This is a genomic window from Hymenobacter sp. BRD67 (assembly GCF_013256425.1).
Taxonomy (GTDB): domain Bacteria; phylum Bacteroidota; class Bacteroidia; order Cytophagales; family Hymenobacteraceae; genus Hymenobacter.
Genome location: NZ_CP053904.1, coordinates 2760637 through 2779570, shown reverse-complemented (window position 1 = coordinate 2779570; position 18934 = coordinate 2760637). Strand labels below are relative to the sequence as shown.

The 18934-nt window shown below is 60.4% G+C and carries 19 protein-coding genes and 1 pseudogene; 14 read left to right on the top strand and 6 right to left on the bottom strand.

The features are described from left to right. Positions 1 to 6: 6 nt before the first annotated feature. Positions 7 to 648 carry a leucine-rich repeat domain-containing protein gene (locus GKZ67_RS13000; RefSeq protein ID WP_173242922.1) on the top strand — a complete coding sequence of 214 codons (642 nt, stop codon included), beginning with the start codon at positions 7 to 9 and terminating at the stop codon, positions 646 to 648. 70 nt (positions 649 to 718) lie between these two features. Here GKZ67_RS13000 and folK read toward each other — a convergent pair whose 3' ends face one another. Next, positions 719 to 1414, bottom strand: coding sequence for a 2-amino-4-hydroxy-6-hydroxymethyldihydropteridine diphosphokinase (gene folK / locus GKZ67_RS12995; RefSeq protein ID WP_317172142.1), 696 nt, complete (start codon positions 1412 to 1414; stop codon positions 719 to 721). Positions 1415 to 1529: 115 nt separating this feature from the next. Then, complete coding sequence (locus GKZ67_RS12990) at positions 1530 to 2441, bottom strand: alpha/beta hydrolase family protein (RefSeq protein ID WP_173242919.1); 912 nt, start codon at positions 2439 to 2441, stop codon at positions 1530 to 1532. 92 nt (positions 2442 to 2533) lie between these two features. Between GKZ67_RS12990 and GKZ67_RS12985 the strand changes: the two genes are divergently transcribed. Beyond that, positions 2534 to 3523 carry a polyprenyl synthetase family protein gene (locus GKZ67_RS12985; RefSeq protein WP_151089380.1) on the top strand — a complete coding sequence of 330 codons (990 nt, stop codon included), beginning with the start codon at positions 2534 to 2536 and terminating at the stop codon, positions 3521 to 3523. A 177-nt stretch (positions 3524 to 3700) separates the two neighbouring features. Here the strand turns inward: GKZ67_RS12985 and GKZ67_RS12980 are convergent, their stop codons facing one another. Further along, positions 3701 to 4378, bottom strand: a complete 678-nt coding sequence (locus GKZ67_RS12980; protein WP_173242917.1) for a peptidoglycan DD-metalloendopeptidase family protein — start codon at positions 4376 to 4378, stop codon at positions 3701 to 3703. A gap of 110 nt (positions 4379 to 4488) precedes the next feature. Here GKZ67_RS12980 and GKZ67_RS12975 point away from each other — a divergent pair, with 110 nt between their 5' ends. The 3 genes from GKZ67_RS12975 (at position 4489) to dut (ending at position 7961) form a co-directional block, all read left to right on the top strand. Then, complete coding sequence (locus GKZ67_RS12975) at positions 4489 to 5586, top strand: ferredoxin--NADP reductase (protein ID WP_173242914.1); 1098 nt, start codon at positions 4489 to 4491, stop codon at positions 5584 to 5586. Positions 5587 to 5680: 94 nt separating this feature from the next. Then, positions 5681 to 7429, top strand: a complete 1749-nt coding sequence (locus tag GKZ67_RS12970; protein WP_173242911.1) for a M3 family oligoendopeptidase — start codon at positions 5681 to 5683, stop codon at positions 7427 to 7429. 97 nt (positions 7430 to 7526) lie between these two features. After that, positions 7527 to 7961 (top strand): dUTP diphosphatase, encoded by a 435-nt coding sequence (gene dut, locus GKZ67_RS12965; protein WP_173246791.1) that lies wholly within the window; start codon positions 7527 to 7529, stop codon positions 7959 to 7961. A gap of 90 nt (positions 7962 to 8051) precedes the next feature. Here dut and GKZ67_RS12960 read toward each other — a convergent pair whose 3' ends face one another. Continuing rightward, positions 8052 to 8435 carry a hypothetical protein gene (locus GKZ67_RS12960; protein ID WP_151089376.1) on the bottom strand — a complete coding sequence of 128 codons (384 nt, stop codon included), beginning with the start codon at positions 8433 to 8435 and terminating at the stop codon, positions 8052 to 8054. A gap of 129 nt (positions 8436 to 8564) precedes the next feature. Here GKZ67_RS12960 and GKZ67_RS12955 point away from each other — a divergent pair, with 129 nt between their 5' ends. The 7 genes and pseudogenes from GKZ67_RS12955 (at position 8565) to GKZ67_RS25205 (ending at position 15638) form a co-directional block, all read left to right on the top strand. Further along, positions 8565 to 9488 (top strand): threonine/serine dehydratase, encoded by a 924-nt coding sequence (locus GKZ67_RS12955; protein ID WP_217278594.1) that lies wholly within the window; start codon positions 8565 to 8567, stop codon positions 9486 to 9488. A 182-nt stretch (positions 9489 to 9670) separates the two neighbouring features. Further along, positions 9671 to 10681: a sugar nucleotidyltransferase gene (locus tag GKZ67_RS12950; RefSeq protein ID WP_173242908.1), complete on the top strand. Its 1011-nt coding sequence runs from the start codon at positions 9671 to 9673 to the stop codon at positions 10679 to 10681. 143 nt (positions 10682 to 10824) lie between these two features. Continuing rightward, complete coding sequence (locus tag GKZ67_RS12945) at positions 10825 to 12624, top strand: tetratricopeptide repeat protein (RefSeq protein ID WP_254244804.1); 1800 nt, start codon at positions 10825 to 10827, stop codon at positions 12622 to 12624. Next, positions 12617 to 13408 carry a DUF4292 domain-containing protein gene (locus tag GKZ67_RS12940; protein ID WP_173242902.1) on the top strand — a complete coding sequence of 264 codons (792 nt, stop codon included), beginning with the start codon at positions 12617 to 12619 and terminating at the stop codon, positions 13406 to 13408. Before GKZ67_RS12945 ends, GKZ67_RS12940 begins: the two co-directional genes overlap by 8 nt. 215 nt (positions 13409 to 13623) lie before the next feature. After that, a complete protein-coding gene (locus tag GKZ67_RS12935) occupies positions 13624 to 13917 on the top strand; it encodes a hypothetical protein (RefSeq protein ID WP_173242899.1) in 294 nt (97 codons plus the stop codon). Between the two features lie 350 nt (positions 13918 to 14267). Continuing rightward, the gene (locus tag GKZ67_RS25210; RefSeq protein WP_173242895.1) at positions 14268 to 14591 is read left to right on the top strand and encodes a transposase; all 324 of its coding nucleotides are present in this window, start codon (positions 14268 to 14270) and stop codon (positions 14589 to 14591) included. A 613-nt stretch (positions 14592 to 15204) separates the two neighbouring features. Next, positions 15205 to 15638 (top strand): annotated as a pseudogene (locus tag GKZ67_RS25205) (transposase). Between the two features lie 13 nt (positions 15639 to 15651). On the opposite strand, the gene GKZ67_RS12915 reads toward GKZ67_RS25205, so the two are convergent. Continuing rightward, the gene (locus GKZ67_RS12915; RefSeq protein WP_173242889.1) at positions 15652 to 15858 is read right to left on the bottom strand and encodes a hypothetical protein; all 207 of its coding nucleotides are present in this window, start codon (positions 15856 to 15858) and stop codon (positions 15652 to 15654) included. A gap of 401 nt (positions 15859 to 16259) precedes the next feature. Between GKZ67_RS12915 and GKZ67_RS12910 the strand changes: the two genes are divergently transcribed. Continuing rightward, positions 16260 to 17720: a murein hydrolase activator EnvC family protein gene (locus GKZ67_RS12910; RefSeq protein WP_254244803.1), complete on the top strand. Its 1461-nt coding sequence runs from the start codon at positions 16260 to 16262 to the stop codon at positions 17718 to 17720. A 311-nt stretch (positions 17721 to 18031) separates the two neighbouring features. Further along, positions 18032 to 18397 (top strand): hypothetical protein, encoded by a 366-nt coding sequence (locus GKZ67_RS12905; protein WP_173242886.1) that lies wholly within the window; start codon positions 18032 to 18034, stop codon positions 18395 to 18397. Between the two features lie 42 nt (positions 18398 to 18439). Here the strand turns inward: GKZ67_RS12905 and GKZ67_RS12900 are convergent, their stop codons facing one another. Continuing rightward, positions 18440 to 18874 carry a nucleoside deaminase gene (locus tag GKZ67_RS12900; protein WP_173242883.1) on the bottom strand — a complete coding sequence of 145 codons (435 nt, stop codon included), beginning with the start codon at positions 18872 to 18874 and terminating at the stop codon, positions 18440 to 18442. Positions 18875 to 18934 lie beyond the last annotated feature (60 nt).

Below are 18934 nucleotides of genomic sequence, written 5' to 3'. Positions count from 1 at the left end.
GTAACTATGAAGATTAAAAGCGAAATGTCTTTTTTCGAAAAGGTATCCTTGTATTTTGCAACAAATTATACTGATATTAATTTGGCATTACACAAACCTCAAAAGGTACAGCGCTTATCTATTCAATTTTGGGAGGGAGATACTAATAGCTATGCAGACGATTTTATCAGATTTAAAAACTTAAAAGAATTAAATATACAAACGGGTTTAAATCATCCGTCATTTCTGCCGAGCCAGATAGGGGAGCTTAAGAAGCTGAGGAAATTAAGCATCTTAAATGTGCCATTTAAAGAGTTTCCAACCTGGATACAAAATTTAGTTGAGCTAGAGCACCTAAGTATTAGAGGTTGTGAGCTAACTGAAATACCAAGATTTATCGGGCGTTTACGTAATCTGAAAGAGCTAAGAGTTGAAAACTGTGAATTGGATTCTATTCCTAAAGAGTTAAGCTTATTAGATAAAGTGAAATATTTGTCATTGGCAGATACCAAAATAACTTACTTCCCTTTAGAGAATTTGCCGCCGAATATTAAATTGCTTGGCTTAGGCGGACCGATTTTTGGTTATACAGTAGATGAATTGTGCAGATTAAAGAAAGCATTGCCACACGTAAGAATTTGGTCAATTATCGATACTGATTGTAATTAAAAAATAGGGTTGTTATGATTTGTCAACGGCATATTGATTATTATGCTGCTAGAGTAAATCTTAACTTGCTCTAATGCTCATTACTCATTTTCACATCCTCCCGCCGCCTTGCACAAATCGTGAAGATTCGTGCTAACAGTCTATCGTAAAGGGCAGCAAAAATGCCGGCCTTTGGCGCGACACATGCGCCCCACACAACTCCCACGGCCCAGGCCCGCCAAGCGGTGGATTTCCTCGCGCAGCCGTTGGTGCAGCGGCTGCTAAGGTGGAGTAAGCGCCTATGCAGTAATTCGTTGTACGGGCAACGGGTCAGTACACGCGGATAGCAGCTCGCTGATGGTTTGGTGCAGCTGCGGGTGCCGGAGCTGCGGGGCCAGCTCGGCCAGGGCACCAGGGCAAAGCGGCGGGCCGGCAGCGCCGGGTGCGGCACGGTGAGGGTCGGCGTTGCCAGTATTTCCTGCCCGAAGAGCAGAATATCCACGTCCAGGGTGCGGGCGGCCCAGCGTACCTGCCGCTCGCGGCCCTGCTGCTGCTCGGCGGCGAGGCAGGCGGCCAGCAGGGCAGGGGCCGCCAGGTCGGTTTCGATGGCCAGCACCTGGTTGAGAAAGGCCGGCTGGTCGGTCAGGCCCCAGGCGGCCGTTTCGTAGAGCGCCGAGGCGGCCACGAGGCGGCCAGCGGTGGCCGTCAGGTCGTGGCGGGCCTGCGCCAGGCGGGCGGCCCGGTCGCCGAGGTTGCTGCCCAGCAGCAGATAGGCTAGCGTTGGCAAGTAAAATGATGAGATAAAAACCAGGTTGTTTTGGTAGAGAGGCTGTTTGGGATGTGCGAGAACGTTATGCTTCGACAAGCTCAGCATGACGTTCTTTTTTATTTTCGACAACTTCCTAAGCAGCTTCGGCATGCTCCGGCGGTACATCCCCAGTTTTTAATTCGTCACTTTTAATTTTCAATTCAAAAAACCTTGCCGTTTGCTCCGCAATAAGCCGGGCTGGGGCGGGCAGCTCCGGGCCCGCCCAGGGGTGCGCCCCGCCGAACATGTGCCCGGCGCCGGGCACCACGAATACCTCGGCGCGGGGCTGGGCGGCGTGTAGCTGGTGCACGGCCGCCAGGGGCACGGTTTCGTCCTGGTCGCCGTGGATGAGCAGCACTGGCTGGCGCAGGCCCGGCATGAGCGCCGGCAGGTCGAGGCGGACGCGGTTTTTATAAAAATCCTCGGCAATCTGGTAGTACATGGGTAGCTGCTGGCCGGTGCGGGTGTTGGGCACGTAGAGCACGCCGTCGCGCTGCCATTGGGCCAGTACTTCGGCGGGCCAGCGGGGGTGCAGGTCGGCCACGGCGGCCCAGGTAGCCACGGCCGCCACGCGTGGGTCTTCGGCCGCTTTGAGCAGCACCAGGGCGCCGCCCCGGCTGTGGCCCACCAGGAAAAGCCGGCTTAGGTCGAGGGACTCGGCGGGTAGGGGCGTGGCGCCGGGCGTGTGCAGCGCATCGAGCAGCTGGCCCAGGTCGTCGAGCTCCAGGCTGAAATTATTGCGGCCGAACGCTTCCAGGTCTTCCAAATCGCCGGTGCCACCCACTACCACGCCGTTGTGCGAGAGGTTGAGCTTGACGAATACGAAGCCTTTTTCAGCGAAGAAGCGCGCCAGCAGGCCGAAGTGCCCCCAATCCTTAAACCCCTTGAACCCGTGCACGAACACTACTACTGGCTGGGGGTGGCCGGTGGGCTGCCAGGTGGCATCGGCGGCAAACGGGCGGCCGTGGGCGCGGCCGGTGAGCAGGAACTCGACAGTACGGAGCATGCGGCTAAGGTAGTGCCGACTCGGTAGTCCGCGTTTGCGAAGGGGCCGGCAGACGGTAAAGTCCGCGCTACTGGCCGTATCATTGCGCCCGCATGGCAAATCCGCTCGACCGAATTCAAGCTCCTATCGCGGCCGAAATGGCCGAGTTTGAAGTAAAATTCCGGCAGTCGATGCAAACCAGGGTGCTGCTGCTCGATAAGATTATGGGCTACATCGTGCGCCGCAAAGGCAAGCAGGTGCGGCCCATGTTCGTGTTTCTGACGGCCCGCGCCAGCAGCGCCAACCCGGCCGGCCCGCTGCCCGAGGCCGTGTTTCGGGGCGCGGCGCTCATTGAGCTGCTGCACACGGCTACGCTGGTGCACGACGACGTAGTGGACGAGAGCAACTACCGGCGCGGCTTTTTCTCCATCAACGCTCTGTGGAAGAATAAGATAGCCGTGCTCGTGGGCGATTACCTGCTGAGTAGGGGTCTGCTGCTCTCGCTCGAAAACGACGACTTCGACCTGCTCAAGATTGTGAGCAACGCCGTGCGCGAGCTGAGCGAAGGCGAGCTGCTGCAAATTGAAAAAGCCCGCCGGCTAGATATTACGGAAGAGGTATATTTCGACATCATCCGCCAGAAAACGGCCTCGCTCATCGCCTCCTGCACGGCCGTGGGCGCGGCGGCGGCCGGCGCCGACAAGGCCACCATCGAAAAAGCCCGGCTCTTTGGCGAGAAAGTGGGCATGGCCTTCCAGATAAAGGACGACCTGTTCGACTACGGCACGGCCGAAATCGGCAAGCCGGTGGGCATTGACATCAAGGAGAAAAAGATGACGTTGCCGCTTATCTACGCCTTGCAGCAGGCCAGCTGGCTCGACAAGCGCCGCGTTATCTACAACGTGAAAAACAACGCCGGCCACCGCGACCGCGTGCAGCAGGTAATCGACTTCGTGAAGCAGTCGGGCGGCCTGGATTACGCCATCCGCACCATGGAGCGCTACCGCGACGAGGCGCTGGCCATCCTGCGCGAGTTCCCGGAATCAGAAGCGCGCAACTCGCTCGAAACGCTGATTAACTACACGATAGAGCGGGAGAAGTGATTTAATTTAACAGTCGTTTTACACCAGTTTCGCAGTCAGTGTACGGCTGGCAAGTAGCGCGGACTTTTAGTCCGCGAGTACCACGCGTCAGCACTCACGGACTAAAAGTCCGCGCTACTTGCCAGTCCGAAACTGCTCTGGTTGCGCGATAGGCGCCATTCGAACGTCTCAGACTTGTTAAATAAAAACGTTGGGGTCGGGGCACAGCGCGGCCCAGTATTCCCGCTCGCTGGGCGGGGCCACGCCCGGAAAGTCACCCCAGCGGCCCTGCATGTCGCGCATCAGCTGAAAGTGCAGGTGCGGCGGCCAGTCGCCGTTTTCGGGGTGCGGGCCCACGTGGCAAAACACTGCTCCGGCTGCTAGTGCCTGCCCGATGCGCAGCCCGGCCAAATCGGTGCGCGTGAGGTGGCCGTAGAGGCTGAAAAATGCGATGCCTTCCAGCTCGTGCTGCAAGATGATAGTCGGGCCATAATCGCCGAAGTTGTTGTTGTCGGCCAGGCTGTGCACCACGGCGGGCAGCGGTGCGGCCACGGGCGTGCCGGCCGGCACCCACACATCAATGCCTAGGTGCAGCGAGCGCGGCTCGGTAGCAGCGTCGAAGTGCGGGCTGCGACGGTAGATAACCCGGTTTTCGAGGTAACCTCCGATGCCCACGGTGGCGTGCTGCTCGGCCAGCATCTCGCGCACCAGCTCGTCAAAGACTGTGGTGTCGCGCAGGCGCTCGGGGTGGGAGAGGAGCGGGTTGGCCGCCGTAAAATCGAGCAGCGCTACCTGAGGGCCGCGCAGCGAAAACGGAAACAGCGGCGCAAACGCTGCGCGGTGGCGGGCCAGCAGCTGGGTAAAGTCGGGCATCATGCAACGAAACTAGCGCTGGTTAGTTAAACACATGTAGCCTTGAAAAATGATAACCACTCCGTCACCGGCTGAGGTTATCGTAAATTTGCGGCCTTATCCAGCTTTAGCCCATGTCGTTGTACCTGACGCTCACCGTCGTCGCCCTCACCCAGGAAACCCCTGATACCGTTACCATTCATTTGCAGCGGCCCGATGGCCAGGCCGTACCCAGCAAGCCCGGCCAGTTCCTGACGCTGCTCGTGCCCTGCGGCCCGGCCGGCAGCCGGCCCGAGCGCCGCGCCTACTCGCTCAGTAGCACCCCGGCCGAAGCCCCGCGCCTGTCCGTCACGGTGAAGCGGGTAGTGGGCGGCCTGGTAAGCAACTTCCTGCTTGATAATGTGAAAGTAGGCCAGCAGTACGAGGTAATGCCGCCCCTCGGCAGCTTCGTGGTGCAGCCCAGTCCTAAAGCCGCCCGCTCGCTGGTGCTCATCGGGGCCGGCTCAGGCATTACGCCGCTGATGAGCATGCTCAAGGCCATTCTGGCCACAGAGCCGCAGAGCCACGTGCTGCTCATTTATGGCAATCGCAACGAGGAAACGGTTATCTTTAAAAAGCAGCTCGCTGAGCTTGAGGCCGGCAGCCGGGGCCGGCTGCAAGTCGAGCACGTGTACAGCCAGCCGCTGGGGCCGCCCGCCGCGCACCAGCACACCGGCCGCCTCAACCGCACCACTATTTTGCGGGTGCTGGAGCAGCGGCACCAGTTTCCGGCCCCGCAGGCCGAGTACTACATCTGCGGCCCCGAAGGCCTGATGACCGAAGCCCAGGCTGCCCTGGAGCTGCTGGGCGTGCCGGCCAGCCGCGTGCGCCGCGAGAGCTTTCTGGCCGCTGCCGACGCGGCCGAAACCGGCGATGCGCACGGCGACTCCCTCGCCGGCACCAACGACGGCCAGGTGGTGAGCCGCACCGTAACGGTGCAGTACGAGGGCAGCGACTACGTGTTTGAGGTGCCCGCCAGGCAGACTATTCTGGATGCGGCCCTCGACCAGGATATCGACCTGCCGTACTCGTGCCAGGCCGGCGTATGCACGGCCTGCCGGGGCAAGTGCCTCAGCGGCAAGGTGCATCTCGACGAGCGCGAAGGCCTCTCCGACTCAGAGTTAGCTAAAGGCTATGTTCTCACCTGCGTAGCTCATCCGTTAACGGCCGATGTAGTAATCGAAATTGGCTGATAGTCAGTAAGCACCATATGCTACGCATTAGCTTATTAGGCAAAGGGTAAAACATATTCGGACGACTGGTAATTATTTGCGTAACTTGTGTTCTATGGTGTTTTCTGAGCTTGATACCCCGGCTACTTCGCTGGCCACTGATACTGCCCGCCCCCCGCGCCATTACTTGCCCGAAGATTTTCGCGTAACTGACTGGGCTGCGCTGGAGCCGTTTTTTCAGGAACTGCAGCACCGTGCCCTAGCTGATGCCGCCGCCCTGGAGCGCTGGCTGCTCGACCGCTCCGAGCTGGAGTCGGTGCTGAGCGAGGACCTGGCCTGGCGCTACATCCGCATGACCTGCGACACCCAGGACGAAGCCAGCGCTGAGGCCTTTCAGTTTTTTGTGCAGGAAGTCGAGCCCCAGACTGCCCCGTACGACCACGCGCTCAATGAAAAGCTGCTCGCCAGTCCTTATCTGCCCGAACTCGACCAGGCTCGCTACGGAGTATTTCTGCGCTCGGTGCGCCGGGCGTCGGAAATATACAGAGAAGATAATATTGTTCTTAAAACCGAGATTTCGACCAAGCAGCAGCAGTACGCCGCCACGGTAGGGGCCATGACCGTAACCCTCGACGGCGAGGAGCTAACCCTGCCCCGCGCCGCCGACCGCCTCAAAAGCCTCAGCCGCCCGGTGCGCGAGCAGGCCTGGCGCGCCATTCAGGCCCGCCGTATGCAGGATAGCAAGCCGCTTGACCAGCTCTTTACCGAGCTGGTGACCTTGCGGCACCAGGTGGCGCTCAACGCCGGCTTCAGCAACTTCCGCGACTATATGTTTGCGGCCCTGGGGCGCTTCGACTACACGGCGGAGGATTGCTTTGACTTCCACTCGGCCATCGGGGCTACGGTAGTGCCGCTCATCAACGAGTTTGACGAGGCGCGGCGGCAGGAGCTTAAGCTCCCAGCCCTGCGCCCCTGGGACCTTGATGTGGACCCCAGCGGCAAGCCGCCGCTGCATCCGTTCCGGACCGGTGCCGAGCTGCTGGACAAGACCATCACGGTTTTTCAGCGCCTCGACCCCTTTCTGGGAGACTGCCTGCGTACCATGCGCCAGATGGGGCACCTCGACCTCGAAAGCCGCAAGGGTAAGGCGCCCGGCGGCTACAACTACCCGCTCGACGAAACCGGCGTGCCGTTCATTTTTATGAACGCCACTTCTTCGCTGCGCGACGTGGTAACGATGCTGCACGAAGGCGGGCACGCGGTGCATTCGTTTCTTACGCGCCGCCTGCCCCTCTCGGCCGATAAGCACCCGCCGAGTGAAGTGGCTGAGCTGGCCTCCATGAGCATGGAGCTGATGAGCATGGACCACTGGGACGTGTTTTTTCAGGACCCCGCCGAGCTGCGCCGGGCTAAGAAAACCCATCTCGAAAGTGTGCTCGAAACTTTTCCGTGGGTAGCTACTATCGACAAGTTTCAGCATTGGGTGTACGAAAACCCCAAGCATACCGAGGCGCAGCGCCACCAGCGCTGGACCGAGATTTTTCAGAATTTCAACCAGCGTACCGTGAGCTGGAGCGGCCTGGAGCACTTTCGGCCCTACCTGTGGCAGAAGCAGCTCCACCTCTACGAAGTGCCTTTTTACTATATAGAGTATGCGATGGCCCAACTCGGAGCTATTGCCATGTGGCGCAATTTCCGGCAAGACCCTGCTGCCGCGCTGGCCGGCTACCAGCGGGCTCTGGCTCTGGGCTACACCGTGCCCATTGGCGAGGTATATGCCGCCGCCGGCATTCGCTTCGATTTCAGCACCAGCTACCTGCGCCAGCTGGCTGATTTCGTGCGTGAGGAAATGGCAGCCTTATAACTTGGGTAAATAATTCAGTATAATAAGACCGCCATGCTGGCCCGCGCGAAGCATGACGGTCTTTTTTCTTAGAAAAGAAACAGTTTACGAGTACATGCTGCTCATTCCCGTCATCAATTCTTCCCGGCATCCGCTGCCGGAATACCAAACGGCGCACGCCGCCGGCCTCGACCTGCGCGCCGACCTGCCCAATGGCTCCCTCACGCTGGGCCCGCTGGAGCGGGCACTGGTGCCGACTGGCCTGAGCCTGGCGCTGCCCGCCGGCTACGAGGCGCAGGTGCGGCCGCGCAGCGGCCTGGCCTACAAGCACGGTATCGGCATTGTCAACAGCCCCGGCACCATCGACGCCGACTACCGGGGCGAGATAAAAGTGCTGCTGGTAAACTTGTCCAACGAGCCATTTGCCGTGCACGATGGCGAGCGCATTGCCCAGCTGGTAGTGGCCCGCCACGAAACAATAGCGTGGCAGCCCACCGAAAGCCTGAGCCAGACCGCTCGCGGCGCGGGGGGCTACGGCAGCACCGGCAAGTAAGTTATTTGCGTAATGAGCGCACGGGGAATACTGTCGTTCTGCTATTCGAACGACAGTATTCCCCGTGCGCTCATTACGCAGATTACTTCCTTAGCGAGCGGGAGCAGTACCAGCCGCGCGCTGCCGGGCAATAATCTGCAGGTTGCCGCCAGCGGCATTAAGCTTCTGGCTGAGCTCCCGAATTTTGTCGCCCATGCCCTCAAAGCTGTGAATGGGCAGCGCAGCCTTGGCCGTGAGGTCGGCCAGCTTTTGAAAGGAAGCGCCCATCGCGGCAACGTCGTTGCGCTGCATATGGCCATTGAGCGTATCCAGCTCCTGCACCACGAGGCGCACGGCCGGGTTATCGCTGCTGCTCAGCATTTGGTACCAGTGGCTTACCTGCTGCTGACCAGTGCTGGCATCTTGCTCAAAGCCGTTGTTGATAGTGGCAAACAGCACCTGAATGCTGGATTCGATTTCGGAGATGAAGTTCATAGCGCAAAAGTAAGGGCCCATTGCCCTAACGCAGAAGCGGGTTGGGCAGTTATTCGGCCGGTGCCCGCTGCTTGGGGCATTGGGCACCGCCGCACCACCTTTGCGCTCCCACGCTGATTTCGTTTTCTTATGCAACTGATTACACTGGCCGATGCCCGGCAGGCGCAACTGCGCCTGCAAGGTCTGGCGCGGCACACGCCCTTATTGCCGATGGCCCTGCCCGAGCTGGGCGCCGAGCAAGTTTACCTCAAGCCCGAAAGCCTGCAGCCCATTGGCTCTTTTAAGATTCGGGGGGCGGGCAATCGCATTATGGCTCTTACCCAGGCCGAGCGGGCGCGGGGCGTGCTGGCATACAGCAGCGGCAACCACGCCCAGGGTGTAGCCTACGCGGCGCGGCAACTGGGCTTGCGGGCCACTATTATCATGCCTACCAATGCCCCGCAGGTAAAAATTGCTGCTACCCGGGCGCTAGGCGCCGAAGTAGTGCTGTACGACCCCGCTCATGAAAAGCGCGAGGCCGTGGCCGCCCGGCTGCTGGCCGGTGCGGCCGAGCCCCCGGTGCTTGTGCCACCCTTCGACGACGCTTACGTAATTGCCGGGCAAGCTACGGTAGGGCTGGAAATTTTTCAGGACCTGCCAGCCGTGGAGCTGGTGCTGGCGCCGGTGGGCGGGGGCGGCCTGCTGGGGGGTATGGCCGCGGTGCTCAAGCTCCTGAAGCCCAGCATTAAGGTAATTGGTGTGGAGCCCGAGCTGGCTGCCGATGCGCAGGCCTCGATGCGGGCCGGCAAGGTAGTGGAGTGGACCGCTGCCGATACCAACCGCACGCTGGCCGACGGGGTACGCACGCTGGCGGTGAGCGACTTAACTTTTGCCCACCTCCGGCAGTATGCCGATGATATCGTGACCGTGACCGAAGCCGAGCTGCGGGCCGCCGCCCGCCGCCTGCTGCTCGAAGCCCGGCTGGTAGTGGAGCCCACCGCCGCACTGCCCTGGCGGCCCTGCTGCGCCACCGCGCCAGCCTGCCGCCCAGCCAGCATACCGTGTTGGTGCTAAGCGGCGGCAACGCCGACCCGGCCACGCTGATTGAGCTGCTGGGCGGATAAAATTCATTCGACAGTAAGCTAGGCCCCGGCTTGGGCTGCATCTTTGCGCCAATGCGCCTGGCCAACCGATTTGGGTAAAACCCAGTATGGCTACTTAGTAATTCTGAAAACATCTTCCACCCAATTACACCAATGAAAATTATCGTCCCAATGGCCGGCATGGGCAAGCGCATGCGCCCGCACACGCTCACTGTACCGAAGCCCCTCATTCCCATAGCTGGTAAGCCGATTGTGCAGCGCCTCGTGGAAGATATTGCCCGCGTGTGCGGCGAGCCCGTAGAGGAGGTGGCCTTCATTATTGGTCGCTTCGGGGCCACCGTGGAGAAAAGCCTAGTGGCCATTGCCGAGTCGGTAGGCGCCAAGGGCACGATTTATTACCAGGATGAGCCGCTGGGCACCGCCCACGCCATCTTGTGCGCCCGGCCTTCGTTGAGTGGCCCGCTGGTGGTAGCCTTTGCCGATACGCTGTTCAAGGCCGATTTTACGCTTGACAGCTCGGTGCCCGGCACCATCTGGGTGCAGAAAGTGGCCGACCCCCGGCCCTTTGGCGTGGTGAAGCTCAACGAGCAGGGTCAGATTACGGAGTTTGTCGAGAAGCCTCAGGAATTTGTTTCCGACCTCGCTATTATTGGAATATATTACTTCCAGGATGGCGAGTACCTGCGCGATGAGCTGCAATACCTGCTCGATAACGACATCAAGGACAAAGGCGAGTATCAGCTCACCAATGCCCTCGAAAATATGAAGAACAAGGGCACTGTGTTTGTGCCCGGCCAGGTAACCGAGTGGCTCGACTGCGGCAACAAGGATGCGACTGTCTTCACCAACCAGCGCTACCTCGAATACCTGAAGGAGCGGGGCGAAAAGCTCGTGGCCGACTCGGCCAAAGTGACCAACTCGGTACTCATCGAGCCGGTGTACCTGGGCGAGAACGTAGTAATTACCAATTCGGTGGTTGGCCCTCACGTCTCGCTTAGCGCGGGCGCGGTGGTGGAAGACTCTCGCCTGTCGAACTCCATTGTGCAGAGCGCGGCCACCGTGCGCCATGCCAACGTGACCAACTCAATGATTGGCAACAACGCCAGCCTCACCGGCCGCCCCAACGACCTGAGTGTGGGCGATTTTAATGTCCTGCAAGTGTGATATTTCAGGCGCGGCAGGCGTTACCAAACGGCGTGGCCCCTGCTGGGGCTGCGCCGTTCGTAGTTGGGCCCCGTACATTCGCCGGAAAGGTTTCCGGCTTGCTTTTTATGCGTATGCGTTCGTTTGCGTCTAGTCTATTGGTAATGAGTGCTTTGTCGCTGGTCGGCTTGAGCCAGAGCCGGGGGCAATCTCCGGGTGCGGTGGCCCGGCCCGACTCGGCGGCCACGCGCCCGCCTGTGAAGCTCAGCCGCAAGGAGCGCAAGGAGCTGGCGCAGCGCCTCGAAATAGAGGCTAAAAAGGCTGCTGCCCACCCGCCGCTGTCGGCGAAGGAGCGCGAGCTGAGCGAGGCGCTGTATACGGACGGGGTGAAGTACGTTATTTTGGAAGACTACCCCAAGGCGCTGGAGCGGCTGCTGAAAGCCTATACCCTGATGCCCGAGAATGCGGCCATCAACTACAAGCTGGCCGAAGCTAACCTGCTGAGCGGCAACCTACGCGATGCTACCGGCTACGCCGAGGCCGCCGTGAAGCTCGACGTCAAAAACCCGTACTATTACCTGCTGCTGGCCCAGGCCCAGGCCAGCCAGAAGCAGTATGAAGCGGCCACCGCTACCTACGCCAGCCTGGTGAAAGAAGTGCCCAACTCGGGCAGCTACCTGTTTCAGCTCGCCGACCTCTACCTGGCCCAGAACAAGCTGCCCGAAGCGCTGGCCACGCTCGATAAGGCGCAGGCGCAGTTTGGCAGCCTCGACGAGATTGCCTTTAAAAAGCAGCAGATATACCTGCGCCAGAACAACCTGCCGCTGGCGCTGAAGGAAGGTGAAAACCTGATTGCCGCCAACCCATCCGAGCCGCGCTACGTGCTGGCCCAGGCCGAGATGTACGCGGCTAATAACCGCCTGCCCGATGCTATCCGGGTAGCTGAGCAGGCCCTGCACCTCGACCCCGGCAACCCCCAGGCCCGTTTGATTCTGGCCGACGCGTACCGCCAGCAAAACCAGCCGGCCGAGGTAGAGAAGCAACTGCGCCTTGCCTTTGAAAGCCCGGCGCTGGAAATCGACCAGGCCGTGCGTATTCTGGTGGGCTACCTCAAGCAATTGCCCGACCCCAAGGTGGCTCCGCTGGCTCTCGACCTGGCCGCCGCTACCGTGCGCAGCCACCCGCGTGAGGCCAAGGCCTACAGCATAGCCGGCGATGTGCAGATGCAGACCGGCCACAAGCGCGAGGCCCGCAACACCTACTTGCAGGCCCTGAGATACGATAAATCGAAATACCAGCTTTGGCAGCAGGTAGTGCTGCTCGATGCCGAGCTGAGCCAGACCGACTCGCTGCTCGTGCACAGCGACGCGGCGTTGGAGCTGTTTCCGAACCAGGCCCCGCTGTGGTTTTACAACGGCGTGGGGCACCTGCTGAAGAAGCAGCCCCAGCAGGCCGTAGCGGCGCTGGAGCACGGCCGTCGCCTGGCCGTGAGCAACGCCGAGCAGCAAAGCCAGTTCGATGCCCAGCTGGGCGATGCCTACCAAGAGCTGAAAGACTACGCCAAGTCGGACGCCGCCTACGAAGCGGTGCTCGCGGCCGACCCCAACAACTACGGCGTGTTGAATAATTACAGCTATTTTCTGAGCCTGCGGGGCGAAAAGCTCGACAAAGCCAATGAAATGTCGGGGCGTACCGTAAAGCAGTTTCCCGACAATGATACCTACCTCGATACCTATGCCTGGGTGCTTTACAAGCAGAAAGACTACGCCGGCGCTAAGCAAAGCCTGGAAAAAGCGCTGAAAACAACCAAGGATGCCAGCATCCTGGAGCACTACGGCGACGTACTATGGCAGCTCGGCGACCACGCCGGGGCCGTCGCGGCCTGGCAGCGGGCTCACAAGGCCGGGGCAGGTGCCTCGCCGCTGCTCGACCGCAAAGTGAAAGAACAAAAGCTCTATGAATAAATCACTGTTCCTGCTGGCCGCATTGGGTCTGGCCAGCTGCCACCGGGCGGTATCGACCAAATCGGGCTCGCTGACGGCCGGCACCTCCACGCCCGTTGCCGTGGCCACGCCAGCCGGGGTGAAGGCCGCTAACACCAGCTTTCAGTACCTGAACGGCCGGGGCAAAATTCACTTCAAGCATAAGGATACCGACCAATCGGCCAACTTCTCACTGCGGATGCGGCGCGATTCGGCCATCTGGCTTTCGGGCTCGCTGCTGGGCATCGAGGGGGTGCGCGCCCTGCTTACACCCGACTCGGTGCGGGTGGTCAATCGTCTGCAAAAGACCTACTTCGCCGGCGATTACGCCTACCTGAGCCAGCTGCTGAACGTGCCCGTGAGCTACCAGCAGATGCAGGCTATTCTGCTCGGCGACTACCAGGCCGCGCCCAAAGGAGCGCTGCCTGTGGTGAAAAAAGAAGGTGATAATCAAGTCATCACCTATCCCCAGGCCTCGTTGATACTCGAGCAGCTGCTGAGCGGCAGTACCGGCCGCTTGCAGCAGCTGAAAGTAAGTGAAACGGCCGCCCAGCGCAGCCTCACCGTAGGGTACACCGATTTTCAGAAGCCTACCGGGGCGGACTTGCCTTTTGCCTTTACTACCAACGTAGTGGGCCAGCAGGGTGGCACCGAAAGCACCTCAGCTACGCTCAGTTACCAGAAAGTGGAAGTTGGCTCCGGGCACCTGGACTTCCCGTTTAGTATCCCGAAAGGATACGCCCGGCAGGCAAAAGTGAAGAAATAACATCGTGTTTGTAATATGTGTAAATTTATTGCTAATAAACTATTTGTTATTAATATAGTATAACGTGTGTCTGGGTGCGCTATAAGGCGAGGCGGCGTGGGGAGGCTGTGCCGCTAGCGCGTCAGTAGAGGCACCTGACTCTTATCGACGTTGGCAAAGACGGCATTTAGAGCGGTTTTCAGGATAGTTTACGGGTTTGGACGTAGCTTCTGGGGATGAAAGCATATTCTCTTGATTTGCGCGAGCGGGTGGCGGCAGCTTGTGCGCAGCCCGGCCGCACGATTGGCGCGGTCGCGGCGCAGTTCAGCGTGTCGGTTTCGTTTGTGGAAAAGCTGCTGCACCGCCAGCGCACCACGGGCGCGGTGGCAGCCCGGCCCCGCACCCCGGCCCCGCCCCGGAACTGGAGGCCCGCGCCCGAGACGAATTGCGGGCCTGTTTGCGCCAGGAGCCCGATGCCACGTTGGCGGAATTGTGCACCTGGCTGGCCGCGCTCGGCGGCCCGGCCGTGAGCTCCACGACCCTGTGGCGGGCGGTGCAGGCGCTGGGCTGGCGGCGAAAAAAAAGAGCGTCCACGCCGCCGAACGCGACACCCGGCGGGTCGTAGACCTGCGGCGGGCGTTTGTGGAGGCCCTGCAAACCGAAGATTTCACCTGCTTCAAGTTCGTGGACGAAATGCGGATGAAGCATTTGGGACCAGGACGAATCTGACCTATTGCCGGCGCTACGCCCGCGCCGAGGGCGGGCAACGCGCCCAGCAGGCCACGCCGCTGCACGGCGGACCGAACGTGACGCTGGTGGCCGCCCTGACCCCGACCGGCTTGCAAGCGGCCATGACCCTGAGCGGGGCCGTCCCGGGGACGTGTTTGCGGCCTACCTCGACCAGGTGCTCGGGCCCACCCTGGTGCCGGGCGACGTGGTCGTGCTCGACAACCTGCCCACCCACAAGGTGGCCGGGCTGCGCGAACTCGTCGAAGCCCGCGGGGCTCGTCTGCTGTACCTGCCGCCTTACTCGCCCGCCTTAAACCCCAGTGAGTTGGCCTTTAGCAAGCTCAAAACCTGGCTGCGCACGGCCCAGGCCCGCACCCGAGAGGCGCTGGAATGCGTCATTCAAGCTGCCACGGAGTGCATAAGCGAGCAGGATGCTGAAAACTGGTTTGACCATTGTGGCTACCACGTACACTAACTTGAAATCCGCTCTAAATAACCGGCATCATAGAGCGGTTTCGGAGTCATTATACAGATTTTTAGCGTAGCTTGGTAGTATGCAAGCCTATTCCGATGATTTGCGCGAGCGCGTAGTGGCTGCCTATGCGACTGGTCAGTGCACCATTAGCCAGGTAGCCAGCCGCTTTGCCGTCTCCATTTCGTTTGTCGACAAGCTGCTCAAGCGCCAGCGCACCAGCGGTTCAGTGGCGGCCCTGCCCCGCGCGGTGGCCCGGCACCTCGCCTGCAAGAAACGGACCGCCAGCGCCTGGCAGCCTGTGTCGCCGCCCAGCCCGACGCCACCCTGGCCGAGTTGGGCCAGCAGTTGGTGGCTGCCGGCAGTCCCGCCGTGGGGCAGACCGTGTTGTGGCAGACGCTGCAACTACTCGATTTACGGCGCAAAAAAAGAGTCTGCACGCCGCCGAGCGCGACACGGACCGGGTGAGGGGGCTGCGGCGAGCGTTTTTGGAAGCTATTTAACACGAAGATGTTACCCGCTTCAAGTTCGTGGATGAAATGCGCATTAAGCATTTGGGCCCAGTGTCAACCTGAGGTATACCCGCCGCTACGGCCGCGCGCCGGGCGGGCAACGCGTGGACGCGGCCGTGCCGTTGCGTAACGGCCCCAATGTGACGCTAGTGGCCGCCCTCTCGGCCCAGGGCGTGGAAGCGGTCATGGAGTTAGACGGGGCGCTGAACACAGCTAGCTTCGCCGTGTACCTGGAGCAGGTGCTTGGACCCGGCTTGCAGCCGGGGACGTGGTGGTCTTGGATAACTGGCCGGTGCACAAGGCCGACGGCCTGGCCGAGCTGGTAGAAGCGCGTGGGGCACGCCTGCTGTATTTGCCGCCTTACTCGCCGGATTTCACGCCCATTGAACTGGCGTTCAGCAAGCTCAAAACGCACTTGCGTACCGCTGCCGCCCGTACCTGTGAGGCGCTGAAGGCCGCCTTGGATGCGGCCCTGGCCTGGATAACGGCCGACGATGCGCAAAACTGGTTTGACCATTGCGGCTATCATGTACACTGACTCCGAATCCGCTCTAGGTAGTGATGAAATTGGGATACCCATCATAGCCCTGCGGCGTCCAGGGCTGCCCATTAAACAAACACCCGAAGGTGCCGGCACCGGTCTGGGTAGCGGGCGGCAGCTGGTCTTCGGGCTTGGCGAGGCTGGGGTCGCTTTTCTGACATTGAGTCAGGCCCAGCAGGGCGGTCAGCAGGCTTAGCTGAAGACGGTAACGTATCATGCGAAAATGATGGGTGGTGAGAGGCAGCGTGAAAACAGGTCAGGTAAACGTAGCGCAACGCAATGGCCGCCCCAACAGAGAATGTTGCGGCATCAGACTTTTAATTAGGGTAATTTGCCAGCTATTGGGTTGTGAAAAAGTGCCCCGGGATTTTGGAAAGCCACAGAAGCCAGTGTGCACTGCGGGACTTTAGAGCGGTTTCCAGGTTCGGGTACAGCTTGGCCGGTACCCGGATGTGGAAACTGCTTTAGAAGCGAGTTGTCCGAACCCCGCTCACCCCTCTTTCAGGCAGCAGCTGACCGATTGGCGCGGCCACTGCGGTGGCCGGCTCGGTGTTCGTGCGTTATTTTGTGGGGCGGTAGCTTGCCCACTGCCACCTTACTTTCTTCGTGCCGGTTCCTTTGCCTTTTTCTACGCTGCGTTTTCTGGCGGTCTGGCTGCTATTGCTGCTGGCGGGGCCGGCCGTGGCGCAGCGCCATCGCCCGGCCAAAAAATCGACGCGGCCGGGCCGCACGGCCAGCCGCCATCCGCGCACCAGAAGCAAGGCCCAACTGGAGCGTGAGCGCCAGGCCAACCTGGCCCGCATCCAGGAAGCCGGGAAGGTGCTGACTCAGACTACCCAAAAAAAGCAGGCGACGCTGGGCCAGCTCAACGTTATCAAGGAAAAGCTGACCGAGAAGCAGGGGCAGATTCAACATATCTCGACGCAGCTGCAAGGCATCGAAACCAACGTGCACCAGACGGTGAAGCAGGTGCTGACCACCCAGGAGCAGCTGGCCAACCTCAAGGTCGAGTATGCCAAGCTGATGTATGCGGCCTCCAAAACCAGTAGCGGCTTCAACCAGCTCATGTTTTTGTTTGCCTCGGATTCGTTCAACCAGTTTGTGCTGCGCCTGCGCTACGTGCGCCAGTACACCGAGGAGCGCCAGAAGCAGGCCCTGCGCATTCTGGGGGCGCAGCAGCAGCTCAGTCACCAGCTCGATGGCCTCACGCAGCAGCGCCAGCGCCAGAAAAGCCTGCTCACCAATCAATTGGTTGAAAACCGTAACCTGCTGGGTCTTAAAACCGAGCAGGATGAGGTAGTGCAGCAGCTCAGCCAGCAGGAGCAGGGCCTGCGCCAGGAGCTGGCCGAGCGCCAGCAGGCCGTGGCTCGCCTCGACGACCTCATTGCCCAGCGCGTGCGCGAGGAAATAGCCCGCGCTGCCCACGCCGCCCGCCTGGCCGCCGTGGCTGCCCGCCGCCGGGCGGCCCACACAGCAGCTACCCGGCGGCGCGGTGCCTCCGGCGCAGCCGTGACCCATGCCGACGAGCCCGCCGCTGCTACTGGCCAGGAGCTAACGACGAAAGAAGACGACTCCAGCGCCAACCCCGAAAGCGACGCGCCCGAAGAAACCGTGGCCGACCGCCGGGCCAGCCGCGTAGCTCTCACCCCCGAAACGTCGGTCCTGTCCTCGAATTTTGCCGGCAACCGGGGGCGGCTGCCCTGGCCGGTGGCGCGGGGCTTCCTGGCCCAGCACTTTGGCCGGCACCCGCACCCCGTGCTCAAGCACGTTACCGTCGATAACCGGGGCGTCGATATTCAAACCAATGAGGGCGAGGCCGTGCGCTCGGTATTTGCGGGCCGGGTGCTCACGGTGGCTCAGGTGCCGGGCATGAACACCATTGTCATGATTCAGCACGGCGAATACTTTACGGTGTATGCCAAGCTGCGCTCGGTAAACGTGCACGAAGGCGAGCAGGTAGATGCCCGCCAGGCCATCGGCACGGCCGCTACCGATGCCGACGGCACCACCCAGGTGCAGTTTCAGGTGTGGCGCAACTCAGCCAACCTCAACCCGGAAAGTTGGCTGGGGCGGAAATAGCGATAAGTAGCTTAGCGCGGTTCCGGAAGTGCTACCAGCACACCCTGTCGAGCTTGCTCAAGTGGCCTATACCCCCGCTCGTTATAGCTGTCCGGCCTATTCCTGAATAGGTGCAATAATCTTACGACAACCTTGCAACTATATAGGCAGTAGTTATACTCTCCTTGTAGTCGTCACTAGTAGTCGGGTCCCACTGTAATATGCTGAAAACACTACGTATATCTCTGCTATTGGCGGCTACTTGTGCCAGCCTTACATCTTGCCAAAAAACGGCAGGTAGTGAAAATGATTTTGAGAACGGCCCAGTTACCGTGCGCGGCGAATGGCGGCTGGCGGTTTCCGGAGGGGGCATTACGGGGAAGATGGACCCGGTGCCAGCCAGCCAGGATATTCGCAGCGTATTTGGACCTGACAGTACATACGCAGAGTATCTCAACGGCAAGCTTACACTCACCAGCACGTTTCGCCTCGCTACCCGGCCAGCCTACCAGGGTGTCCCAGCTATGACGGTATTGCTTACCAAAAGCTATAATTCTCCCTCTGGCCAGGCCTACTATCGGGTGCAGTATGTGACGGAACTGACGCCCAACAAACTATACCTGACCACCGGTACGGGCTGTGCCATAAATTCAGAGTATGTTCGCGTGCAAGCTGCCAGCCCAGCCACAGCTCCTTAAAAAAGCAGCTGCCGAACTGGCAGTTGTGTAAATAGCCCCGGCTTACAGCTCCATAATATCCTCGTTCCAGAGTGTGGGCTCGGCGGCGATAAACTCGCGCATCAGCTCCACGCACTCGGGCGAGTTGAGGATTTCGACCTTTACGCCGTGTGAGTGCAGGAAATCGAGCGATTCGCCGAAGGTCTGGGCTTCACCAACTATCACCTTCGGGATTTTAAACTGCACGATAGTGCCGGCGCACATGTAGCAGGGCATGAGTGTGGTGTAGAGCACCGTGTCGCGGTAGGTGCGCTGGCGGCCGGCATTGCGCAGGGCATCCATTTCGCCGTGGGCAATGGGGTCGAGGTTCTGCACGCGCTTGTTGTGGCCGCGCCCTATTATTTCCTGGCCACGCACCAGTACGGAGCCAATCGGGATGCCACCCTCGCGGCGGCCCTGGCGCGCCTCGTCGATAGCGGCCTGCATGAAAATATCCATTTTTAGGTGCCTTTTCTAGTGAACAGTGAGTAAAGAACGGCATCCTGAGCTTACCGACGA